The 18,682-nt window shown below is 50.5% G+C and carries 9 protein-coding genes; 1 reads left to right on the top strand and 8 read right to left on the bottom strand.

Annotation, left to right across the window (positions count from 1 at the left end):
* Positions 1–23: 23 nt before the first annotated feature.
* The 7 genes from M3194_RS22860 to M3194_RS22830 all read right to left on the bottom strand — a co-directional run bounded on the left by M3194_RS22860 (position 24) and on the right by M3194_RS22830 (position 14,982).
* Entirely contained in the window at positions 24–5,966 is a 5,943-nt protein-coding gene (locus M3194_RS22860) for a discoidin domain-containing protein (RefSeq protein ID WP_251656395.1), read from the bottom strand.
* Positions 5,967–6,427: 461 nt separating this feature from the next.
* Positions 6,428–7,444 (bottom strand): galactose/methyl galactoside ABC transporter permease MglC, encoded by a 1,017-nt coding sequence (gene mglC, locus M3194_RS22855; RefSeq protein WP_251656394.1) that lies wholly within the window; start codon positions 7,442–7,444, stop codon positions 6,428–6,430.
* Positions 7,445–7,474: 30 nt separating this feature from the next.
* On the bottom strand, positions 7,475–8,992 hold the full coding sequence (locus M3194_RS22850; RefSeq protein ID WP_251656393.1) for a sugar ABC transporter ATP-binding protein: 1,518 nt from the start codon (positions 8,990–8,992) through the stop codon (positions 7,475–7,477).
* A gap of 448 nt (positions 8,993–9,440) precedes the next feature.
* On the bottom strand, positions 9,441–10,457 hold the full coding sequence (locus tag M3194_RS22845) for a galactose ABC transporter substrate-binding protein (protein WP_251656392.1): 1,017 nt from the start codon (positions 10,455–10,457) through the stop codon (positions 9,441–9,443).
* A 141-nt stretch (positions 10,458–10,598) separates the two neighbouring features.
* Entirely contained in the window at positions 10,599–11,582 is a 984-nt protein-coding gene (locus M3194_RS22840; RefSeq protein ID WP_251656391.1) for a substrate-binding domain-containing protein, read from the bottom strand.
* Positions 11,579–13,339, bottom strand: coding sequence for a cache domain-containing sensor histidine kinase (locus M3194_RS22835; RefSeq protein WP_251656390.1), 1,761 nt, complete (start codon positions 13,337–13,339; stop codon positions 11,579–11,581). The genes M3194_RS22840 and M3194_RS22835 overlap by 4 nt, the downstream gene beginning before the upstream one ends.
* Positions 13,336–14,982 (bottom strand): response regulator, encoded by a 1,647-nt coding sequence (locus M3194_RS22830; RefSeq protein ID WP_251656389.1) that lies wholly within the window; start codon positions 14,980–14,982, stop codon positions 13,336–13,338. The genes M3194_RS22835 and M3194_RS22830 overlap by 4 nt, the downstream gene beginning before the upstream one ends.
* 243 nt (positions 14,983–15,225) lie before the next feature.
* Here M3194_RS22830 and ilvD point away from each other — a divergent pair, with 243 nt between their 5' ends.
* Positions 15,226–16,896: a dihydroxy-acid dehydratase gene (gene ilvD / locus M3194_RS22825; RefSeq protein WP_397334375.1), complete on the top strand. Its 1,671-nt coding sequence runs from the start codon at positions 15,226–15,228 to the stop codon at positions 16,894–16,896.
* A 365-nt stretch (positions 16,897–17,261) separates the two neighbouring features.
* Here the strand turns inward: ilvD and M3194_RS22820 are convergent, their stop codons facing one another.
* Positions 17,262–18,662 carry a polysaccharide deacetylase family protein gene (locus tag M3194_RS22820; RefSeq protein WP_251656387.1) on the bottom strand — a complete coding sequence of 467 codons (1,401 nt, stop codon included), beginning with the start codon at positions 18,660–18,662 and terminating at the stop codon, positions 17,262–17,264.
* Between the last annotated feature and the right edge of the window lie 20 nt (positions 18,663–18,682).

Raw genomic sequence — 18,682 nt, 5'->3', positions numbered from 1 at the left:
GCACCGCTGTCTTGTTTGTGGTACTACTCGTAAACCTCTAGATCAAACAAGGAATAACCGTAATTGGTCGTGCGCTCCGTTCCGTTGATTTTGACGTATCTGGCATCGATCGGCTTGACGAACACGTTGTTAATGCCTTCGCGTCCGTTATTCGTCGAGTAGATTGTTGTCCAGCTTTTCCCGTCAACGGAAACTTCGATCGTGTAAGCTTTAGCCGCCGCGTTCTCCCAATTCAGAAGCACCCGGCGGATCGAGTGCGTGGAACCAAGATCAACCATGATCCATTGCGGATCAGCAAAAGGCGATTCCCAGCGCGTATTCTTGTCACCATCGACCGCCCGATCGGCGCTTTGCCTCGCGGGATCGGAAGTTGTCGTCGGTCTCTGCAGCGCGAGATTGACTGCGTTGCCGTTCTCGATTGGCTGCGTTGCGACCGCGTTCTCGTAACCGGAAGCTGTAATATGGATGTAGTTCGTTTGCGCTCTAATAAACAGATCGGCGCTCAACGTGAGTTTACCCTCTTCCAAGCTGTATTGATTAGGGCTCAGGGCAATTCCGTTCAATTCTACCGAGCTGATCTTGGATCTCCAAGCCGCATCATCCGCGAAAGAGATTTCGACGGGTTCTCCGATTGAATTGTTTTTCGTATCCGCTACGAGCACCGGACCTGTAAGAGGAGAGGTGTCGCCAGCGTAAACTTCGAATTCCCACAACGAGAAGCCGTAAGGGGTTCCGCGTTTCAGTCCGTTCATTTTGACGAAACGGGCTTTGACCGGCTTGAACGAAATATCGTCTGTGCCGCCATTGCCGTTGCTTGTCGAGTAAACGGTCGTCCAAGTTTCTCCGTCCAATGATACGTCAATGGTATAGGCTTTTCCGTACGCATCCTCCCAAGCCAGGAATACGCGGTTAATGGTCTCGGGAGCGCCCAGATCAACGCTCATCCATTGAGTATCGCTGAACGCCGATTCCCAGCGGCGATCGAATCTTCCGTCCACCGCATCCGCGCTGGATTTGTGGAAGTCAGGCGAAGAAGCCGTAGGTTTATGAAGTGCCAGGTTGCCTGACGGGTTATGTTCGCCCGGGTTGTCTGGCTGCTGAGGCTGATCGGCCTTCTCGGTTATGATTTGTTGAACGTTGGCCTCAAGATAACCTGCCGCTTGAACGGATACCTCGTACGTTTGAGCTTGCCCGAAGAGGCCGGCTTTTAAAGTGATTTTCCCGGGTGCAACTTGATATTGCTCATTGCCGATTGGAGTGCCGTTCGCTTTCAGGGAGCTGATTGAAGCTCTCCATGCTTCATCGTCGTCGAAAGTGATTTCGATTGGTTGTCCAACTTCATTCTTCGTCGTATCCGCCGTCAAGGTTGGCGCCACTAACAAGGTTGGAGCGTCCGATTCATTGCCGTACACTTCGAACTCAAAGAGCGAGTAACCGTAGCCCGTCGTGCGTTTAGTGCCTTCCATTCTAACGTATCTGGCTTTCTCAGGGATAAACGAGATATCATTGATGCCCGGTTTTCCAGTCGTTGTAGCGTAAACGGTTTTCCAAGACGCCCTGTCGGAGGAAACCTGAACCGAGTAGCTCTGCCCCGCTGCATTCTCCCAGTTCAGAAGCACGCGGCTAATCGTGTAATCCGCGCCAAGATCGATCGCGATGAACTGCGGATCGCTGAATGCCGATTCCCATCGCGTATCTTTCTTTCCGTCTATCGCGTTGTTGCCAGGCTGAAGCGGTTTGTCGGAAGTAAACGTCGTTTTGTTCAGCGCAAGGTTTACGTTGGAGTTCGTAATAATCAATTGCTGCACAACCGCGGTCTTGAATCCGGCTGCTTCGATGCTAATGTCGTAAATGCCGACTTCAGGGAACGCGGAAGCATCAATCGTGAGTTTGCCCGGCATCACTGCGAATTGCGATTTTTCCAATGCCGTGCCGTTGACCTTGACGCCATTAACTGCGCCAGCCCATGCCATTTCATCCGTAAACGTAATGTCGATCGGTTGACCAAGCATGTTCATAGACTTGTCGGGCGTAAGTTCGGGAGTGTCCAAGGCGCCCGCGGACGTTCCGTACACTTCAAGCTCCCACAGCGAGTAGCCGTAGTTTGTCGTTCGTTCCGTACCAACGACTTTTACGTATCTCGCGTTCACCGCAGGAAAAGTGATGTCGTCGATTCCTTCGTGCCCGCGAGTTGTTTCGTAGACCGTATCCCAAGTTTGCCCGTCCGAGGACACTTGAACGGAGTAGTTCTTACCTGCCGCATTCTCCCAATTGAGGACGACGCGGCTGATTTTGTATTCCGATTTCAAGTTGACCGCGATGTATTGAGGGTCGCTGAATGCGGACTCCCAACGCGTATCCAATTTGCCGTCAACCGCGAAGCTGCCCGGGTTGTTCGGCTTGTCGGATGTCGAAGTCGGTTTGTTCAAAGCCAGGTTAACCGTCGAGTTCGTGATGATGACTTGCTCGACGGCGGTATCCGGGTAACCGGCTGCTTGAATCGTAATGTCATAGCCGTCTTCTATCTCGAACAGAGAAGCGTCCAGCGTGATTTTGCCCGGTTTTACGATGAATTTGGAAGCTTCAGCCGCTACCCCGTTCACTTTCAGGCCGCTGATTGCTTCTCTCCATCCTAGGTTGTCTGCGAAAGTCAGGTCGATCGATTGTCCCAAGCTGTTTTTCGTCGTATCCGCATTAAGCTGCGGCGGCTTGTTGACGTTCAAATCGGTCACTTTCGTTGGGTCGACTTTGACGAGCGCTTTAGGGCCGACTGTCGCCGATCCGGTAACGCCGGCTTCGCTACGGAAAGTCACTTCGACCGGAACGTTCGTTGGGTTCCAGATCATTGCCGAGTACGCATTGCCTTTCTTGTACACGGTAGCGCTGGACCAGCCGCTTGCCCAAATGTCTTTCGTGCGCGTGCCAAGCGTTGCCATGTTATGAACGAACCAGTACGTGTTGAAAATTTCATTCTTTTGCGTATTCTCGACGGTAAACTTGTCGAGAACCGCTTGCGGATTACTGAGAGCCTCGATCGGCCACACGATGTGATACCAAGCATTCTCGGGACCGTTGTTATCCTCAACCATGCCATTGTACAGATCGGCCGCTTTTTGAGCGTCGAAGCCGTAGCTCGTCAGGTACTCGCCGGTAGGCAGCCAGTGGATCCCGTAGATGTTGACAGGGTCTCCGCTGAAGAAGGTGCCAAAGTTATAAGCGCTTCCGTATACTTGACCCGTCGCTTTGTGATTGAATTCAGGCAGCCAGTTGTCGTTGTCGTAGTTGAACCAGTATTGTTCGACAGCGGTCAACTCGGTCGTAAAGCCATAAATCGCAATATCGCGATAATCGGCATTACCGGAAAGCATACCCCACAAGTATTCGCCGACCCAGCCGAACAAGGACTCTCCGGCTGCTTCTTGGTTGTTACCGTTGTTGTTGTCACCGTATCCGCCAGCCCATGAGTGGCCTTCATACGGATCGAAGTTGCGCAAGAACGGATACATGGGATCGTCTTTGTCAGGGTTGCCGAAGTCCCGAATCAGATGCTCCACCATTTCGCCGTAATTGTCTTTGAACTCTTGGTCGTAGGTTGCGAGAACAGCGGCAGCAAACACAATGTAGCCGTAGGTGAAGTGGTGGTCGGTCAGCCCCGTGTTCGCTCCGAATTCGCTGTTTTTGTAGTACATCGTACCCCAAGTAGGATCATAGTAGAAGAAGTAGTTCGGTTCGCCCTTGGTGTACGTGAACCAATCGGTCAATATCGTCTTCAGACGGCCGAGGAATATATTCTTGTAATACGTGTCTCCGATTTGATCCGCCACAAGGACGCCCATTCCAAGCGGATGCAGCGCTTTGCCTTGCCAATAAGCGTCAGCGTTCATGTAGTTCTTGGCCGTAGACTCGTCTAAATAACCCAGCATTTCGATCAGATCTTCTTTGGAATAAGTCGGATCGTCGGGATTCGTAAATTGCGGAACGATCCCTTGGAAACGGTTGACGGTCGTGAACGAGTTGCCTTCCAGAAGCTTCAGCGTTCCGCGAATGGACGGGTAAGACAGATCCGTAAGCGGCGAAGGCGTCAGCTTCCATTGGTGAGGAAGGAGCGTCATCAGCGTCGTCGCTGCCATGTCCGCGCGTTTCTGATCGATCGAGACATCGAACTTGGTGGTTACTTCGGATGTCTCTTCGTTGAACTCCGGCGTTACCGTCGTGCTTTCAACGAAGGCGTACCCGTGTTTGTAGAAGTAGTTCAATTGATTTGCCGCCGGGATCGCGGCCAAGGACAAGTAGTTTTGTCCGCCGCCCAAGCGAATCTTGATTTTGTTGCCGACCTTCATAAAGACGGAGCCTTCCGGAGCGAACACGCCGTAGTGGCGCGTTGTTTTATTTTGCTTCGGAGAACCGTCTACGGTCGATACCGTGAAGCCGATATGATCCGTATTTAATGTAGCCCCATCGGCTGCGAGAATCGGGTTATTATTATCATCAAAAAATGCAGTGGCAGCCGGGAAATACAACTCGGGTGTCGTGGGATCGGCGAATTCCGAGTAGAGGTACGGCGAGCCTTTGACAAAGGTCGTTTCCATTTTCTTGGTTGCGTTGTCGCTTAATACGACAGTTGCGGTCCAATCGCTGTAACCGGAAACTTTATTTCCGAGACGGGACGCGCTGATGTTTCCGGCATTTAAGTAGAAGTCGGGCGCGCCGTCAGCAGCTTGCGAATTGCCGCTTTCGTTGACCCAACCGGCGCCAGGGGTCAGAATACCCAAGCCCTTCGCGGTGTACTTTGACTTCAGCGGCAACGTTACCAGGCTGTCGCTCAAGTTCTTGATCAGGACGGACTGCCACCAGTCGTTGGAAGCAATCGGCGCCTTGACATCTTCCGTTTTGTTCATCGGAGATCTTGGTTGAGGCATGTCCAGATCGTTCGTCAAGTAGCTTCCCGCGCCGACATTAACGACGGACGCGGTTGGCAATGCCGGAATCGTGTAGGCAGGCTTTGGATCTCCTTCCACGTAATCGTATACGGAGAAGCCAAACAGAGAGTATCCGTAGCTGGTCGTTCTGCTGATCCCTTTCATTCTTACGTAACGGCCCGTTGCGTACAGCTCCGTGTCCATGACTCCGTCATGTCCGTCCATCTCGCGGTAAACCGTCGTCCAGTTGGCTGCATCATTCGATACTTGAATATCGTAAATGCGTCCGGCTGCGTTTTCCCAATCCAACCGTACGCGGCCGATTGTATGAACACTGCCCAGATCGACATAGATCCACTCGTCGCTCGTGTGCTTGGAGGACCAGCGCGTCGCCTTGTCGCCGTCCACTGCGAATGCCGGAGGCAGAGCAGGCTTATCGCCGTCTTCAGGCTGATAAGAGGAGGCGACGACCGGCTGATTTTGCGCGACGTCTTTACCCAGAACAATCGGCAGAGGATTGCTGCCGCCGGTTCCGTAAACTTCGAATTCGTGGAGGGAAACCCCGTAACCGCCGGAACGTTGCAGCGATAGCATGCGGATATAACGGCCTGAACCGGTCAATTGAATCGTATCGATTCCGCCGTTGCCCTCCGTGTCCACATAGATGTCCTTCCAGTCCGACTCGTCATCGGATACTTGAATTTTGTACGACTTGGAATAAGCGTTTTCCCAGTCCAAGACGACTTTGTCAATGCTGGCGGGAGCCCCAAGATCGATGTAGATCCATTGCGGATCAGCGCTGAAGGCGCTGCCCCAACGCGTATCCCTTCTTCCGTCCACGGCTTTCTCGGGAGACAACCCGTCCCCTTCCATCGACGAAGCGTAAGCAGCTCCCTCATAAGAAAGCAAGTGGGAGGCTTCCCCTGCGGCTTTAGCCGCTTCCGTAACGGGTGCCATGTTGAACGTGCTAAGCAACATGGATAGAGCGATGGTGGCCGAAGCCATTTTGAAGCTTTTTTTCGGTATACTTGTAACAAGTAGACCCATACTTAAAATTCCCTCCTTCTGGTTGTTGGCGCCTGTTTGCGCACGAATTATGAAACTTTTTTAATCTAGTTTCAAAGCGTATTATATTCTGCAGAAAAAACAAGAACAATGGGCGTTTAAGCCTATGGAAAGGGTAAACGATGGGTCTTTGGGATGTATAAAAATACAATATTCTCGTTTTTTCCAGCTTTTTTTCACACATTATGGGAGTGTTATTTTAGAAAATAATTCCTGTCTGGTACGAAGGAAAGAGAAAAACTCGACAATTCGGATATCTAACTATCAAGTAGGTATAACAGCCTGGTTTTTGCGGTCGAAGCGGTTCTATTTTTTTGCGCATTTTGTACATATTTTTTTTGTGTAAACAAATAAAATGACAGAGGAACTTCAAAATAACGAAAAAAACCGCAGACAGTGCGCTGGATACGCGCCCGTCTGCGGGTGTGATCTTTTTTGTAATCTTACTTCTTCGCTACATATTTGCGGATATCGAAGGCTACGGCAACGACAATAATCGCGCCTTTGATAATCAGCTGCCAGTAAGGGCTGATACCGATGTAAGTCAGACCGTAGTTAATAACGGTGAAGATCAATACGCCGGCAATGACGCCTTTCACTCGGCCAACGCCGCCTGTTGTCGATACGCCGCCTACCACGCAGGCCGCAATCGCATCAAGCTCGTACATGTTGCCGTAGTTGTTTGTTGCGCCGCCCGTACGCGCTGCTTCCAGAACGCCGGCCAGACCGTACAATGCACCGGCAATACCGTAGATCCACATCAAGCATTTTGCTACATTAATACCGGATACGTGAGCAGCTTGAATGTTGCCGCCAATCGCGTACATGTTTTTGCCAAGCGTCGTTTTATTGAAAACAACCCATACGATAAAGGCAACGAAGATGGCAATCAATACGATGTATGGCAGAGACCAGTCACCGCTCCCGATGGAGCCCGTACCCAAATCACTGAAATCATCGCGAAGACCGCCGATTGGCTGCGATTGGTTGGGCGGCATATCGAAGTACAAAGAGTTCGCGCCGTAAACGGCAACCATTGTGCCCAGCGTTGCGATAAACGGCGGCACGTTAAACTTCGCCACGATAATACCGTTGATCAGGCCGACGATAAGACCAACAACGATCGCGATAATGATCGGAAGAAGCAATGGCAAATGCGGCAGATCCGGGAAAAACTTGTTGGCGTAATCCGCGCTTTGCAGCATCGATGCCGATACGACGGCCGTAAGACCAACTACGCGGCCCGCCGACAAGTCCGTTCCGGCGGTAATCAGAACAAACGCCGCACCAAGCGCGATGATAAGACGCGTCGACGATTGAACGAGCATATCCCGGAATGTCGTAATGGACAGGAAGTTCGTGTCCATGATGGTTATTGCAGCGATCAGAAGGACCAGAACGATCCAGATCGCGTTTTGCGAAAATATACTTTTAGCTCTTGAGCCTTTTGTAGCTTCCATGAGTGTTAATCCTCCTTCAAATCATCATCATTAGCCCGTCTGTGCGGCCAGCCTCATAATGCTTTGTTCTGTCGCGTCCTTGCCATCGAGAATACCCGTCGCACGGCCCTCGGACATAACCATAATCCGGTCGGACATCCCAATAAGCTCCGGCATTTCGGACGAAATCATAATGATGCTCTTCCCTTGCTTCGCCAGATCGATAATGATCTGATAAATCTCGTATTTGGCGCCGATGTCGATACCGCGTGTCGGCTCGTCCAGCAGCAGAATGTCCGGATCCGTCAGCAGCCAGCGCGCGAGAAGCACCTTCTGCTGGTTGCCGCCCGACAGGTTGCGGATCAGCTGGCTAACCGACGGCGTTTTGGTTCTGAATTTCTCAACGCCTTTTTTCGCTTCGTCGCGCATCTTCGATTCGTTGAGCAAACCAAGCGGTCCTTTGTAGAGAGGAAGGTTGGCGATGGCCGTATTTTCCGTAATGGACAATACCGGGAAGATACCGGTTACGCGGCGTTCCTCCGTCAGTAGCGCAATCTTATGTTTCTTCGCATCAATCGGTGACTTGATCGTAACCTGCTTGCCGTCTTTGTAGATCGCGCCGGATTTCACGGAACGAAGACCAAACAAGGCTTCCATCAACTCCGTACGCTGCGCGCCTACCAGGCCGCCTACACCAAGAATCTCGCCTTTGCGAAGCTCAAAGCTTACGTCTTTGAAGGATTTCGGATTGGCTGAAGTCAAGCCGTCTACTTTGAGCATGACATCTCCCGGCACGTTTGTGCGCTCAGGGTAACGTTCCGACAGATCACGGCCAACCATGCGTTGAATGATCATGTCGATCGTCAGCTCGGGAGAAGGCCAAGTACCGATGTATTTACCGTCGCGCATGATCGTTACATCATCGGAAATGCGCAGAATCTCTTCCATTTTGTGCGAAATATAAATGATGGCTACGCCGCGTGCACGCAGCTTGTTAATAATCGCAAACAATTGTTCAACTTCGTTGCCGGTGAGCGAGGAAGTCGGCTCGTCCATAACGATAATTCTCGAGTTGAACGATACGGCCTTCGCAATTTCAAGCGATTGAATTTTGGACACCGACAATTCGCCGACCAGCTGGTTCGGATCAATGTCCATGTTCAAATCTTCAAACAATTGGGCTGTATCTTTGTACATCTTTTTATGGTCTATGAACCGAACCGGGCGAACGCCCTTCATCGGAAATCTGCCAAGCCAAATGTTCTCCATCACGCTGCGCTGAGGCACCGGATGAAGCTCCTGGTGAATCATCGATACGCCATTGTTAAGGGCGTCCTTCGAGCTTTTAATGTCTGCCTTTTGTCCGTTCAGGAAAATCTCGCCCGCATCCGGATGATAAATCCCGAACAAGCATTTCATAAGTGTTGATTTGCCCGCACCGTTCTCGCCCATCAAGGCGTGCACCGTACCCGGCCGAACTTTCAGCGTTACGTTGTCAAGCGCTTTAACGCCAGGGAAGGTCTTCGTGATATTGTTCATCTCAAGCAAATAAGGATGCTGCTCTGCCATTAATATAGCCTCCTTTAATCCGGCTCCCATCCAAGAAGCAAGGTACAAAAAAACAGGGGCGACGTCGGAAGTGCGGTTGTCGCTCCCTGTATTTGTTTCGTTATTTTTATTTTTCTGTTGCTTATTTACCGAATATTCTTACTTAGCCGTTAGCGACAAAGTACTTCGTGTTCATAAACGAATTACTTTGCGCTTTAGCGACAAAGTACTTCGTGTTCATAAACGAATTACTTTGCGCTTTAGCGACAAAATCAGTTTGTATCCCTAAACTTATTTTGCGCTTTAGCGACAAAATCAGTTTGTATCCAACCAAACTTATTTTGCGCTTTAGCGACAAAATCAGTTTGTATCCAACCAAACTTATTTTGCGCTTTAGCGACAAAGTACTTCTTGTTCACAAACGAATTACTTTGCGCTTTAGCGACAAAATCAGTTTGTATCCCTAAACTTATTTTGCGCTTTCTTGCGTTACTTTCTGATAAGGAATCCAAACGTACTTGCCGTCCGTGATGTCATAACCAGTGTTTTCTTTAGTTGGAGTTTCGCCCGCTGCGAGAACCTTCATCAGCATAACCGTTGCTTTACCTTGGTTGTCCGCATCGTTCAGAACCGTACCAAGCATCGTGCCGTCTTTAAGAGCTTGCATGGCAGGGTCAGTAGCGTCAACGCCTACAACCGGCATTTTCTTGTCGCCTTTGAAGTAGCCAGCCGCTTTCAGCGCTTCGATTGCGCCAAGAGCCATGTCATCGTTGTTCGCGATAACCGCTTCGATCTTGTCGCCATGGGAACCAAGGAAGGCTGCCATTTTCTCTTGACCTTTAACGCGGTCCCACATTGCCGTATCTTCAGCCAGCTTTTGAACCTTGATGCCGGCATCTTCGATCGCTTGTACGGAGAACTTCGTGCGAAGCTCGGCATCCTGGTGACCAGGCTCGCCCTTCAGCATGACGTATTGCAGTACGCCGTCGCCGTTTTTGTCCGCTTCGGGATGCGATTTCCAGTAGTCGGCGATGATTTCGCCTTCCATTGTGCCCGACTCTTCCGCTTTCGCCCCTACGAAGAACGCTTTGTCCCATTTCGCAAGGTCGTCGGCGAGCGGCTCGCGGTTGATGAATACAACCGGAATGTCGGCTTTTTGCGCTTTGTCGATGATAACGCCCGCTGCCGTACGGTCAACCGGGTTAATCGCCATTGCTTTTACCTTTTTCGTAATAAACAGGTCCACTTTATCGTTTTGCGTCGGTTGGGAGTTTTGGCTGTCAACGATATCAACCTTAACGTTGCCTTCGGCCGCTTTGCTGATCGAGTTCCGCACACCGCTCATAAACGTGTCGTCGAATTTGTAAATCGCTACGCCGGTTTTAGGAAGGCTGCCGCCGCCCGAACCGCCGTTATCTGAGTTTGAGCAACCTGCTGCTGTAAGTGCTACTGCTCCCGCAACGAGAGCCACTGTCCATTTTTTCATCTCTGTATTACCCCCCGAGTGAATTAAGTAATGCGAGCTTGCCGTATAGCTTGCTTGCTGCATCCTTATTATGTCGAAATTTGAAATGGATTCGAATCTAATATTCTCATCTTTTTTATTAATATTCTCATCAATTTCTGATTACTGAACAACCGGGAATAGCAGCTTCTGGTTATCCTTCCAGAACATGTTCTGCTTATCGATCAGCATGCTTCTCATTTCGACCCGGGGTGGGACTTTGTGACCAAGAGCAGCGTCTACCGCATATTTGATGCCGAGATAGCCCATGCTGAACGGATTCTGCACAATAAGCTTCTGGAGCTGGTTCTCCTGCAGCATCTCCAGCAGCTCCGGCGAGCTGTCAAAGCCAATCAGCTTCACCCGCTCCCCAGCATGCTTTTTCTTCAGCTCTACAGCCGCGCCAAGCGAGGATTTCGTATTAAGCGATATAATCCCGTCCAGCGGCTGCTTATGAAGGGCTTGACCTACCGCTTCGCTGCATTGATCGCGGTCGCCGGAGCAAAATACTCGGTCAACAAGATTGATTCCGGGGTGATTGACCATTGCATCCACGATCCCCTGCTCTCTGAGCTTTCCGTTAATTCCGCCCTCGGCGTGGGCAACAATCGCTATATCCCCTTGGCCTTTCAACTGCTTCGCCAATTCATCCAGCGCTTCTTGTCCTGCCGCATAGTTATCCATTCCGATATAAGACTTCGTCTTCCCGGATGTAAGCACGCTGTCGATAGCGATAACGGGAATATGCTGGTCTGCGGCGGCTTTCAGAAACGGGGCAAAGGCTTCATCATCGCTCGCCCCGAGCACAATGGCATCGGGCTTTGTCAGAAGCGACTTCATCGCGGCCTGCATCTGACCTTCCGCATCATCCTCCTCATAGGCAGCGGTAATGTACATCGTAATTCCGAACTCCTTGACCGCCGCTTGCGCGCCTAACGCAACATTTTGCCAATATTCGCTTTCATTAGACCGCAATATGACTTGAATCGTTATATCCGAAGGCTTCTGCTTCCTCTCCAGAAATCTTGGGTTGAAGGCCGACAGGAGCAGAACAAGGGCCGTCACAGCAAGCAAAGCGCCAATAATTATTCTTTGTATCCGGTTCATTCTCCCTGATCCCTTCCTTCTGCCTGCTCCAGCTCCATTGCGGGGAATCGAATCGTAACGGTTGTTCCTTCTTCCAGCTCGCTCTCAAAATGCAAACCGTAAGGCAGGCCGTAAAATAAGCGGATCCGCTCCTGCACGTTCATCACGCCTACCCCTGAACCCTTGGAACTGGTGACTTGACCGGCTATTACCTGCTTCAGCCGTTCTTCGCTCATGCCAAGACCGTTATCCTTCACTTCTATAACAATATCCCGGCCTTCCAGCTTGGCCTTCACCCCGATGTGGCCTTTATCGACGGACGGCTCGATGCCATGGACCAGCGCATTTTCGATCAAGGGCTGAACGATCAGCTTCAAGGTAGCGTAGCTTACGACGCCATCCTCCGCCTCTATGGAAAAATCAAACTTATTCTTAAACCTCATCTGTTGAATGACGAGGTAATTCCGTGCATGCTCGAGCTCATCGGCAATGGTAATCACGCTTTTCCCTTTGCCAAGACTAATTCGGAACAGCTTCGACAAGGAAGTGATCATGGTGGTTACTTCCTCGTTCTTGTTCATCCCGACCATCCGGACCACGGAGTTCAGCGTATTGTACAGGAAATGCGGGTTAATCTGCGCCTGCAAAGCTTCCAGCTCATAGGTCCGTTTGCTTTCCTGCTCCGATACGATCTGCCGCATAAGCTTCTTGATCGTGCCGATCATCACGTTGAAGCGGTCCGCCAGCTGCTTCACCTCAAGCGGCCCTTCTCCCACGGCCGCATGCTCAAAATTTCCATGCTCCACATTTTTCATGGACAGCTCAAGCTGCTTGATTGGTCTTGATATGCGCCGAGAAACGATGCTCGACAGCAGCACGACAATGAGGATTAAAGCAAGAAGGAGCTGGAACATGGATCTGTTCAGCTCCGAGATGGACGTCATGGCTTCATTCTTGTAGGACACGCCTACCACCTTCCAGCCTACATTCCCAATGGTCTGAACACTGATGATCTTGGTAGCGTCTGCGGTGTTATCGATATAACTGCCATACGTATGTTTGAGGGCAAGCTCGACATTCTCGTCTTTCAGTCCGGCATAGATCAGCTGAAGCTGCGGGTGATACACGATGTTGCCGGCTGATTCGTCCAGAATGTAAACATAACCTTTCTCGCCAAGGCTGACCCTGTCGGACAGTTCATCAATCGTATTGAAGTTCACGTCAAGAAGCAGCACGCCCTGAATGGGCTTGCCGTTATGGTAAATCGTAATGCTCTTGCTTAAGGAGACCACCCATCTGAACTGCTCCATATACAGGTTCTGCACATGCGGCAGCGAGATCGACAAATGGCTTGGTGTATCCAGCGCGCTCTGGAACCAGCTCTCGGAGGTAACATCAAGCGAATTCTTCATCGCAACATCCGGCAGATCCATGACAAGCTGTCCCTTATCATCAAACATAGCAAGCGAAACGGTATCTGCCCGGGTAGACATCATCGTCTCGAGCTGCCGGTGCAGGACATCCGAATCGACATCGCCGCTTTGCGAGATCGTATGATACATCATGTTGAACAAATCGGAGGTCGCCTGCACGTTATTTTCCAGACTGTAGCTGACTTGATCAACGATCTGCTGCGAATTACGGAACGCATTCTCTTCTGCCGTTGCGGCAAAGCGGCCGTACAGCACCGTACTTACGACAATAATGATAAAGACCGAGAACAGAATGAAAGAGATGGACAAAATGTATTGAATGCTTTTGCTATTCCCGCGTCTCATTTGGATGGCTCCGATAAGCCGCTGCGGTATTCCTTGGCCGATACGCCAGCGTATTTCTTAAAGCAAAGACTGAAATAATTCGGGTCCGCAAACCCTACCTTATCGGCTATCTCGAAGGTCTTCAGCTCGGTCGTCCGCAAATATTCCTTGGCCGATTCCATCCGCAGCTGCAGCAGATAAGCACCGTACGTCATCTTGACTTCCTTCTTGAACAAGCTGCTGAAATAACCCGTGCTAATATGAAGATGAGCGCAGACGACGGCAATGGACAACTCGTGGTCGCTGAAACGGCTTTTCGTGAATTGGACCGCTTCCTCCACGATATGCTTGTACGAATGCTGCCTGCGGCTGGCAATCCTGCTCCGTACTTTGCCGCATAGGTCAGCGAACCACGCCTTCGTCTCATTGAGCGTATTCAGCTTCTGGTATTGATCCAGAATGCCGCTCGCAAAGATCGGGTCCGTACCGTCGTCGATCATTTTGGACAATTTGATAATGGACGTTACCATCTCAAGCAAATAATGCTCGAAGTTATGCACCGGTACCGGTGCCTGCACGCGCGTTATATCCTCAAACAACTCGTCAATAACATCCGACAGCTCCTGCTCGGTTCCCACCTTGATCGAACGAACCAGATTCTGCTCCTTCCACTCGTCAAAGACCAGCTTCTCCTGCATGCGATCTTCCATATCGTCAATGCAGATGATCTGGTTAATCCCGAGAATTCTCCGGTAATCCAGCGCTACCTCTGCCGCATTGTACGAGTATTTCAAGCTGGGGATATCCCTGGTGAACGTGCCGACGCCTATCATGACCGGAAGCTTCAGGTATCTGTCAATGCTCTGCAAAATTTCCTTCAGAGCGTCCTGGGTTGCTTCCATTACCTCTTCTTGGTTGCCGGTTGGGCTCACCGTAAAGAGCACGACCTGATCCTGATGGATAAATACTTTGCCAAGCTTATGCCGGGTCCATATCTCGCTTGCAATATTCGTAATGGAAAACAGCTTCAGATCGAGGTCTTTAATCGATGAGACCGCATGATGAGGATCCGTCTCCTCCTCCGGCTTGTCCGAATGGAGAACCGAGATGACGGATACCACATAACCTTCTCCCTCCAGCTCCATGCCGTATTTGCCCGCCTTCTCGCGGATGCTTGATAGGGACTGATGGCGGGTAATCAGCGAAGACAGGAACTTCTCCCTAACAATCGGGAGCGTCATCCGGTAATGCTCCTGAAGAAGCTCCACGTTATTCCTCATTGCCCTTTCTTCATCCATCCGCCGCTTGACCTGAAGCACCGTTTCCGTCAATTGACTCCCCGAGAATGGCTTCAGCAGGTAGTTCTCGACCTGCAAATTAATCGCTTGCTTGGCGTATTCAAATTCATCATGCCCTGTCAGAATAACAACCCTGGTGATCGGATACATTTTCTTCACCCAGTCCGCAAGCTCGAGTCCGTTCATGTAGGGCATGCTAATATCGGTAATGAGCACATCAGGCTCCATTTTTTCAACAAGCTCCATCGCTTCCTTGCCGTTACCGGCCGTCTTTACCTCGGAGAAACCGCAGCTTTCCCAGTCAATCTCCATCATCAGACCTTCCGTTACTTCCGGCTCGTCATCCACAAGCAGCAGTTTATACATGATGTCTGTTTCCTCCTTCGTCAAACCAGTACTCATTTTGCCACAAATAAACAGACGGTAACATAAAATTTGTCGAAAATTGTAGGCAGTTAAGGCGTAATGACCATAATAAGCCTAATTTACTCTGTTTTACAAGCAATTACGGCCGTTCCCGGCGCCTGCTCCGGTAGCCAATGTTTGTCCGATATGATAAACTCAAAGGTATGACATTACATGGGAGGGACTAGCATGGCGCCTAAGAAAATGAGATCAGACATGATCAAAAAAGGATTTGACCGCGCTCCTCACCGCAGCCTTCTGCGGGCGGCAGGCGTAAAAGAAGAAGATTTCGGCAAACCGTTCATCGCGGTTTGTAACTCCTACATTGATATTATTCCGGGTCACGTCCATCTGCAGGAATTCGGCAAGCTGGTTAAAGAAGCGATTCGCGAAGCGGGCGGCGTGCCGTTCGAGTTCAATACAATCGGCGTAGACGACGGAATTGCGATGGGTCACATCGGAATGCGTTATTCCCTTGCTAGCCGTGAGATTATTGCGGACTCCATAGAAACCGTAGTTAACGCTCACTGGTTCGACGGTATGGTCTGCATTCCTAACTGCGACAAAATTACGCCTGGCATGATGATGGGTGCCCTTCGCGTAAACATCCCAACCATGCTCGTAAGTGGCGGACCAATGAAAGCCGGCAGAACTGCTGACGGCCGCGCAATCTCCCTGACTAGCGTATTTGAAGGCGTTGGCCAATATATCGCTGGTACGATTGATGAAGTAGGTCTTACTGAACTAGAACAATTTGGTTGTCCGACTTGCGGATCTTGCTCCGGAATGTTCACAGCTAACTCCATGAACTGTCTTGCAGAAGGCCTTGGCCTTGCAATGCCAGGTAACGGTACGATTCTTGCTGTATCGCCTGAGCGTAAGGAGTTCGTTAAAGAATCGGCTCGCCAGCTGATGAAACTGATCGAACTTGGCATCAAACCACGTGACATTGTTACAAAAGAAACTATCGACAACGCATTTGCTCTTGATATGGCTTTGGGCGGTTCAACTAATACCGTTCTACACACGCTTGCAATTGCGCATGAAGCCGGTATCGAATACCCAATCGAACGCATCAATGAAATTGCAGAACGCGTTCCGCATCTTGCGAAAATTGCTCCAGCATCCGATTACCATATCGAAGATGTTCATGTTGCAGGCGGCGTAAGCGCCGTTCTTAATGAGCTGCTCAAAAAAGATGGCGCATTGGATGGCACGCGTATAACTGTTACTGGTAAAACACTTCGCGAGAATGTTGAAGGCTGTGAAATCTTAGATACAGACGTTCTCCGTACGATCGATAACCCGCATAGCGAACGTGGCGGCTTGGCTGTATTGTTCGGCAACCTGGCTCCAGGCGGCTCAATCGTTAAGGTCGGCGCTATTGACAAATCGGTTGGCGGCTACCATAAAGGTCCTGCAATCTGCTTTGACTCCCAAGACGATGCACTGGCTGGCATCGCCGGCGGCAAAGTGAAAGAAGGTCATGTTGTCGTAATCCGCTACGAAGGTCCTAAAGGCGGTCCTGGCATGCCAGAGATGCTTGCTCCAACTTCGCAAATCGTTGGTATGGGTCTTGGCACTAAAGTCGGCCTGATCACCGACGGTCGTTTCTCCGGCGCATCCCGCGGGATCAGTATCGGCCACGTTTCACCTGAAGCGGCAGAAGGCGGCCCGATCGCCTTCGTTCAAGACGGCGACATCATTGAGCTTGATATGAACAATCGTGGAATTAACCTGCTGATCAGCGATGAAGAAATGGAAAAACGCCGCGCCGCATGGCCTGGCTTTGAACCAAAAATCAAACGCGGCTACCTGGCTCGTTACTCCCACCTCGTTACGAATGCAAGTACGGGCGGCGTAATGAAAATGTAGTTTTTGCAGAGTGAAGATGGAAGCAGCTCCTTGGGGGCTGCTTTTTTTGCGTTTGTGGTTCGTGCAGCACAGCACTCCTCAGAAGAATATTTCTTCCGATCGCCATTGCTCGCAGATTCCTCGAATCAACTTGTCCCAAGTTGGAATCCACTCACAAAAGCGAACGTTCCACTTCTCCAGAAATATTCTTCTGCTCCGTTGGAGCATAACGAACAACACAAACTGTGCCCCCCTCCCGCTGCAGACTTCATCTGCAAAGTTGGAGGGGGAGAGTGAATAGACGGTGACTGGGTCCAGTCTACAGTCGCGAACATGAAAATGAACACGAAAAAGAAGCCGATCGGATAAACCGATCGGCTTCTTTTTTATATGATAGATGGGTTGCTGTCCAGTTCGGAGGATTCCGTTTCTGTAGGCGAGGACTTGGCAGCGGCTACCTCCTGATGCGGTTTTTTTACCGACTTGTTGAAGGAAGCATCTACGCCGTTAACCGCGAACATAAGAAGCTGCTCCAGCGGCATCAACAGCATATGAGGAGTAATGGAATCCCGTTTTGCCTTGCCTCTGGCATTACGCTGCTTGTTTGTCAGTACGCTGGTCAGAACTTTCAAGTAAATGCGCGTGGTCCGGGCGAACATGCCATCAGGCAACGGCTCGACCTGGAAGCCTAACCGGTCAGCGCCGCGATGGATCATCGTCACGCCATAAGCCGCACGAGCATCCTCGGCCTCCGGGTCCTTGGCGACCGCTCTTGCCAGCTCCGGCAAAGCCTGATCCATCTCGCGGAGCAGCTTAATACCCGTTGCAAGCGGCGAGCTTGACTGCAGGGCGATATTAGACAACATCTTGTTGTCGAAATGCATCTCCACTATTTTGTCGCCATTCTTCAAATAACCGTTATCCGCCAGCTTGATCGGTTCTCCGTGATATTTAATCACGCGGTAATGGAAGCAGGAATTCTCTCCTCCGACATGCTTGAGCCGGAAGACCACATGGAACAATTTCTCATAGAAGAGCCATGCTCCAACGATTGTTTTTTTCCATACGGACCGTTTCGGCGTTTTCTCCGTCAATTTTATCATCTCCGCTATGTCGACAAATCGGAAGCCCCGCTTCGTCGCTACTTCCAAATAAGCTTCAAGGGCAATCAGCATATTGGCCGGTGCAGTTGGATCCGCCCCCGGCGTACGGCCGCAGTCATGAAGCAGCAGCACTTCTCCGGGACGCATTTTCTTCATCATTTTCTGCTTAAGCTGTAATGCTCCAAGCTTAACATTCCAGTCGCCAAAAATAGCCGACCATAATATGATCTGCATCTTGTTCCGATTCATGAAATCAAAAACATTGACAATGCCCCAAGGAGGGCGATAAAATCCGGAACGGATTCCGGTTGCCTCCCGTATTACGTCTGAGGTACGCTCGATTTGATTGCGCACCGTCTTTGGCCTCATAAACCAGTTGGTCTTATGAACATAATTATGAATGCCAACAATATGACCTTCATCTTGCATTCTTCGCAGCAATTCCGGATGCTTCTCTGCATGCGAGCCTACAACAAAAAACGTGGCCTTCGCCTGATAACGGGCAAGCAGATCAAGAAGCTGAGGCGTATATTCATGGTCAGGACCGTCATCAAAGGTCAGAGCGATCTCGCTTGTGACTCGTCCCCTCTTGAATACGCGAAATCCGAACACACGGCTGATAAGCGCAGGAATAAAGGCATACAAGGACAAGAAGTAAAGTGCCCACAGCAGCAATTGTAACATTTTGTATTCCCCACCGTTAT

The organism is Paenibacillus glycanilyticus (genome assembly GCF_023715145.1).
Classification (GTDB): domain Bacteria; phylum Bacillota; class Bacilli; order Paenibacillales; family Paenibacillaceae; genus Pristimantibacillus; species Pristimantibacillus glycanilyticus_A.
This window is presented reverse-complemented; position numbering and strand designations above follow the sequence as displayed.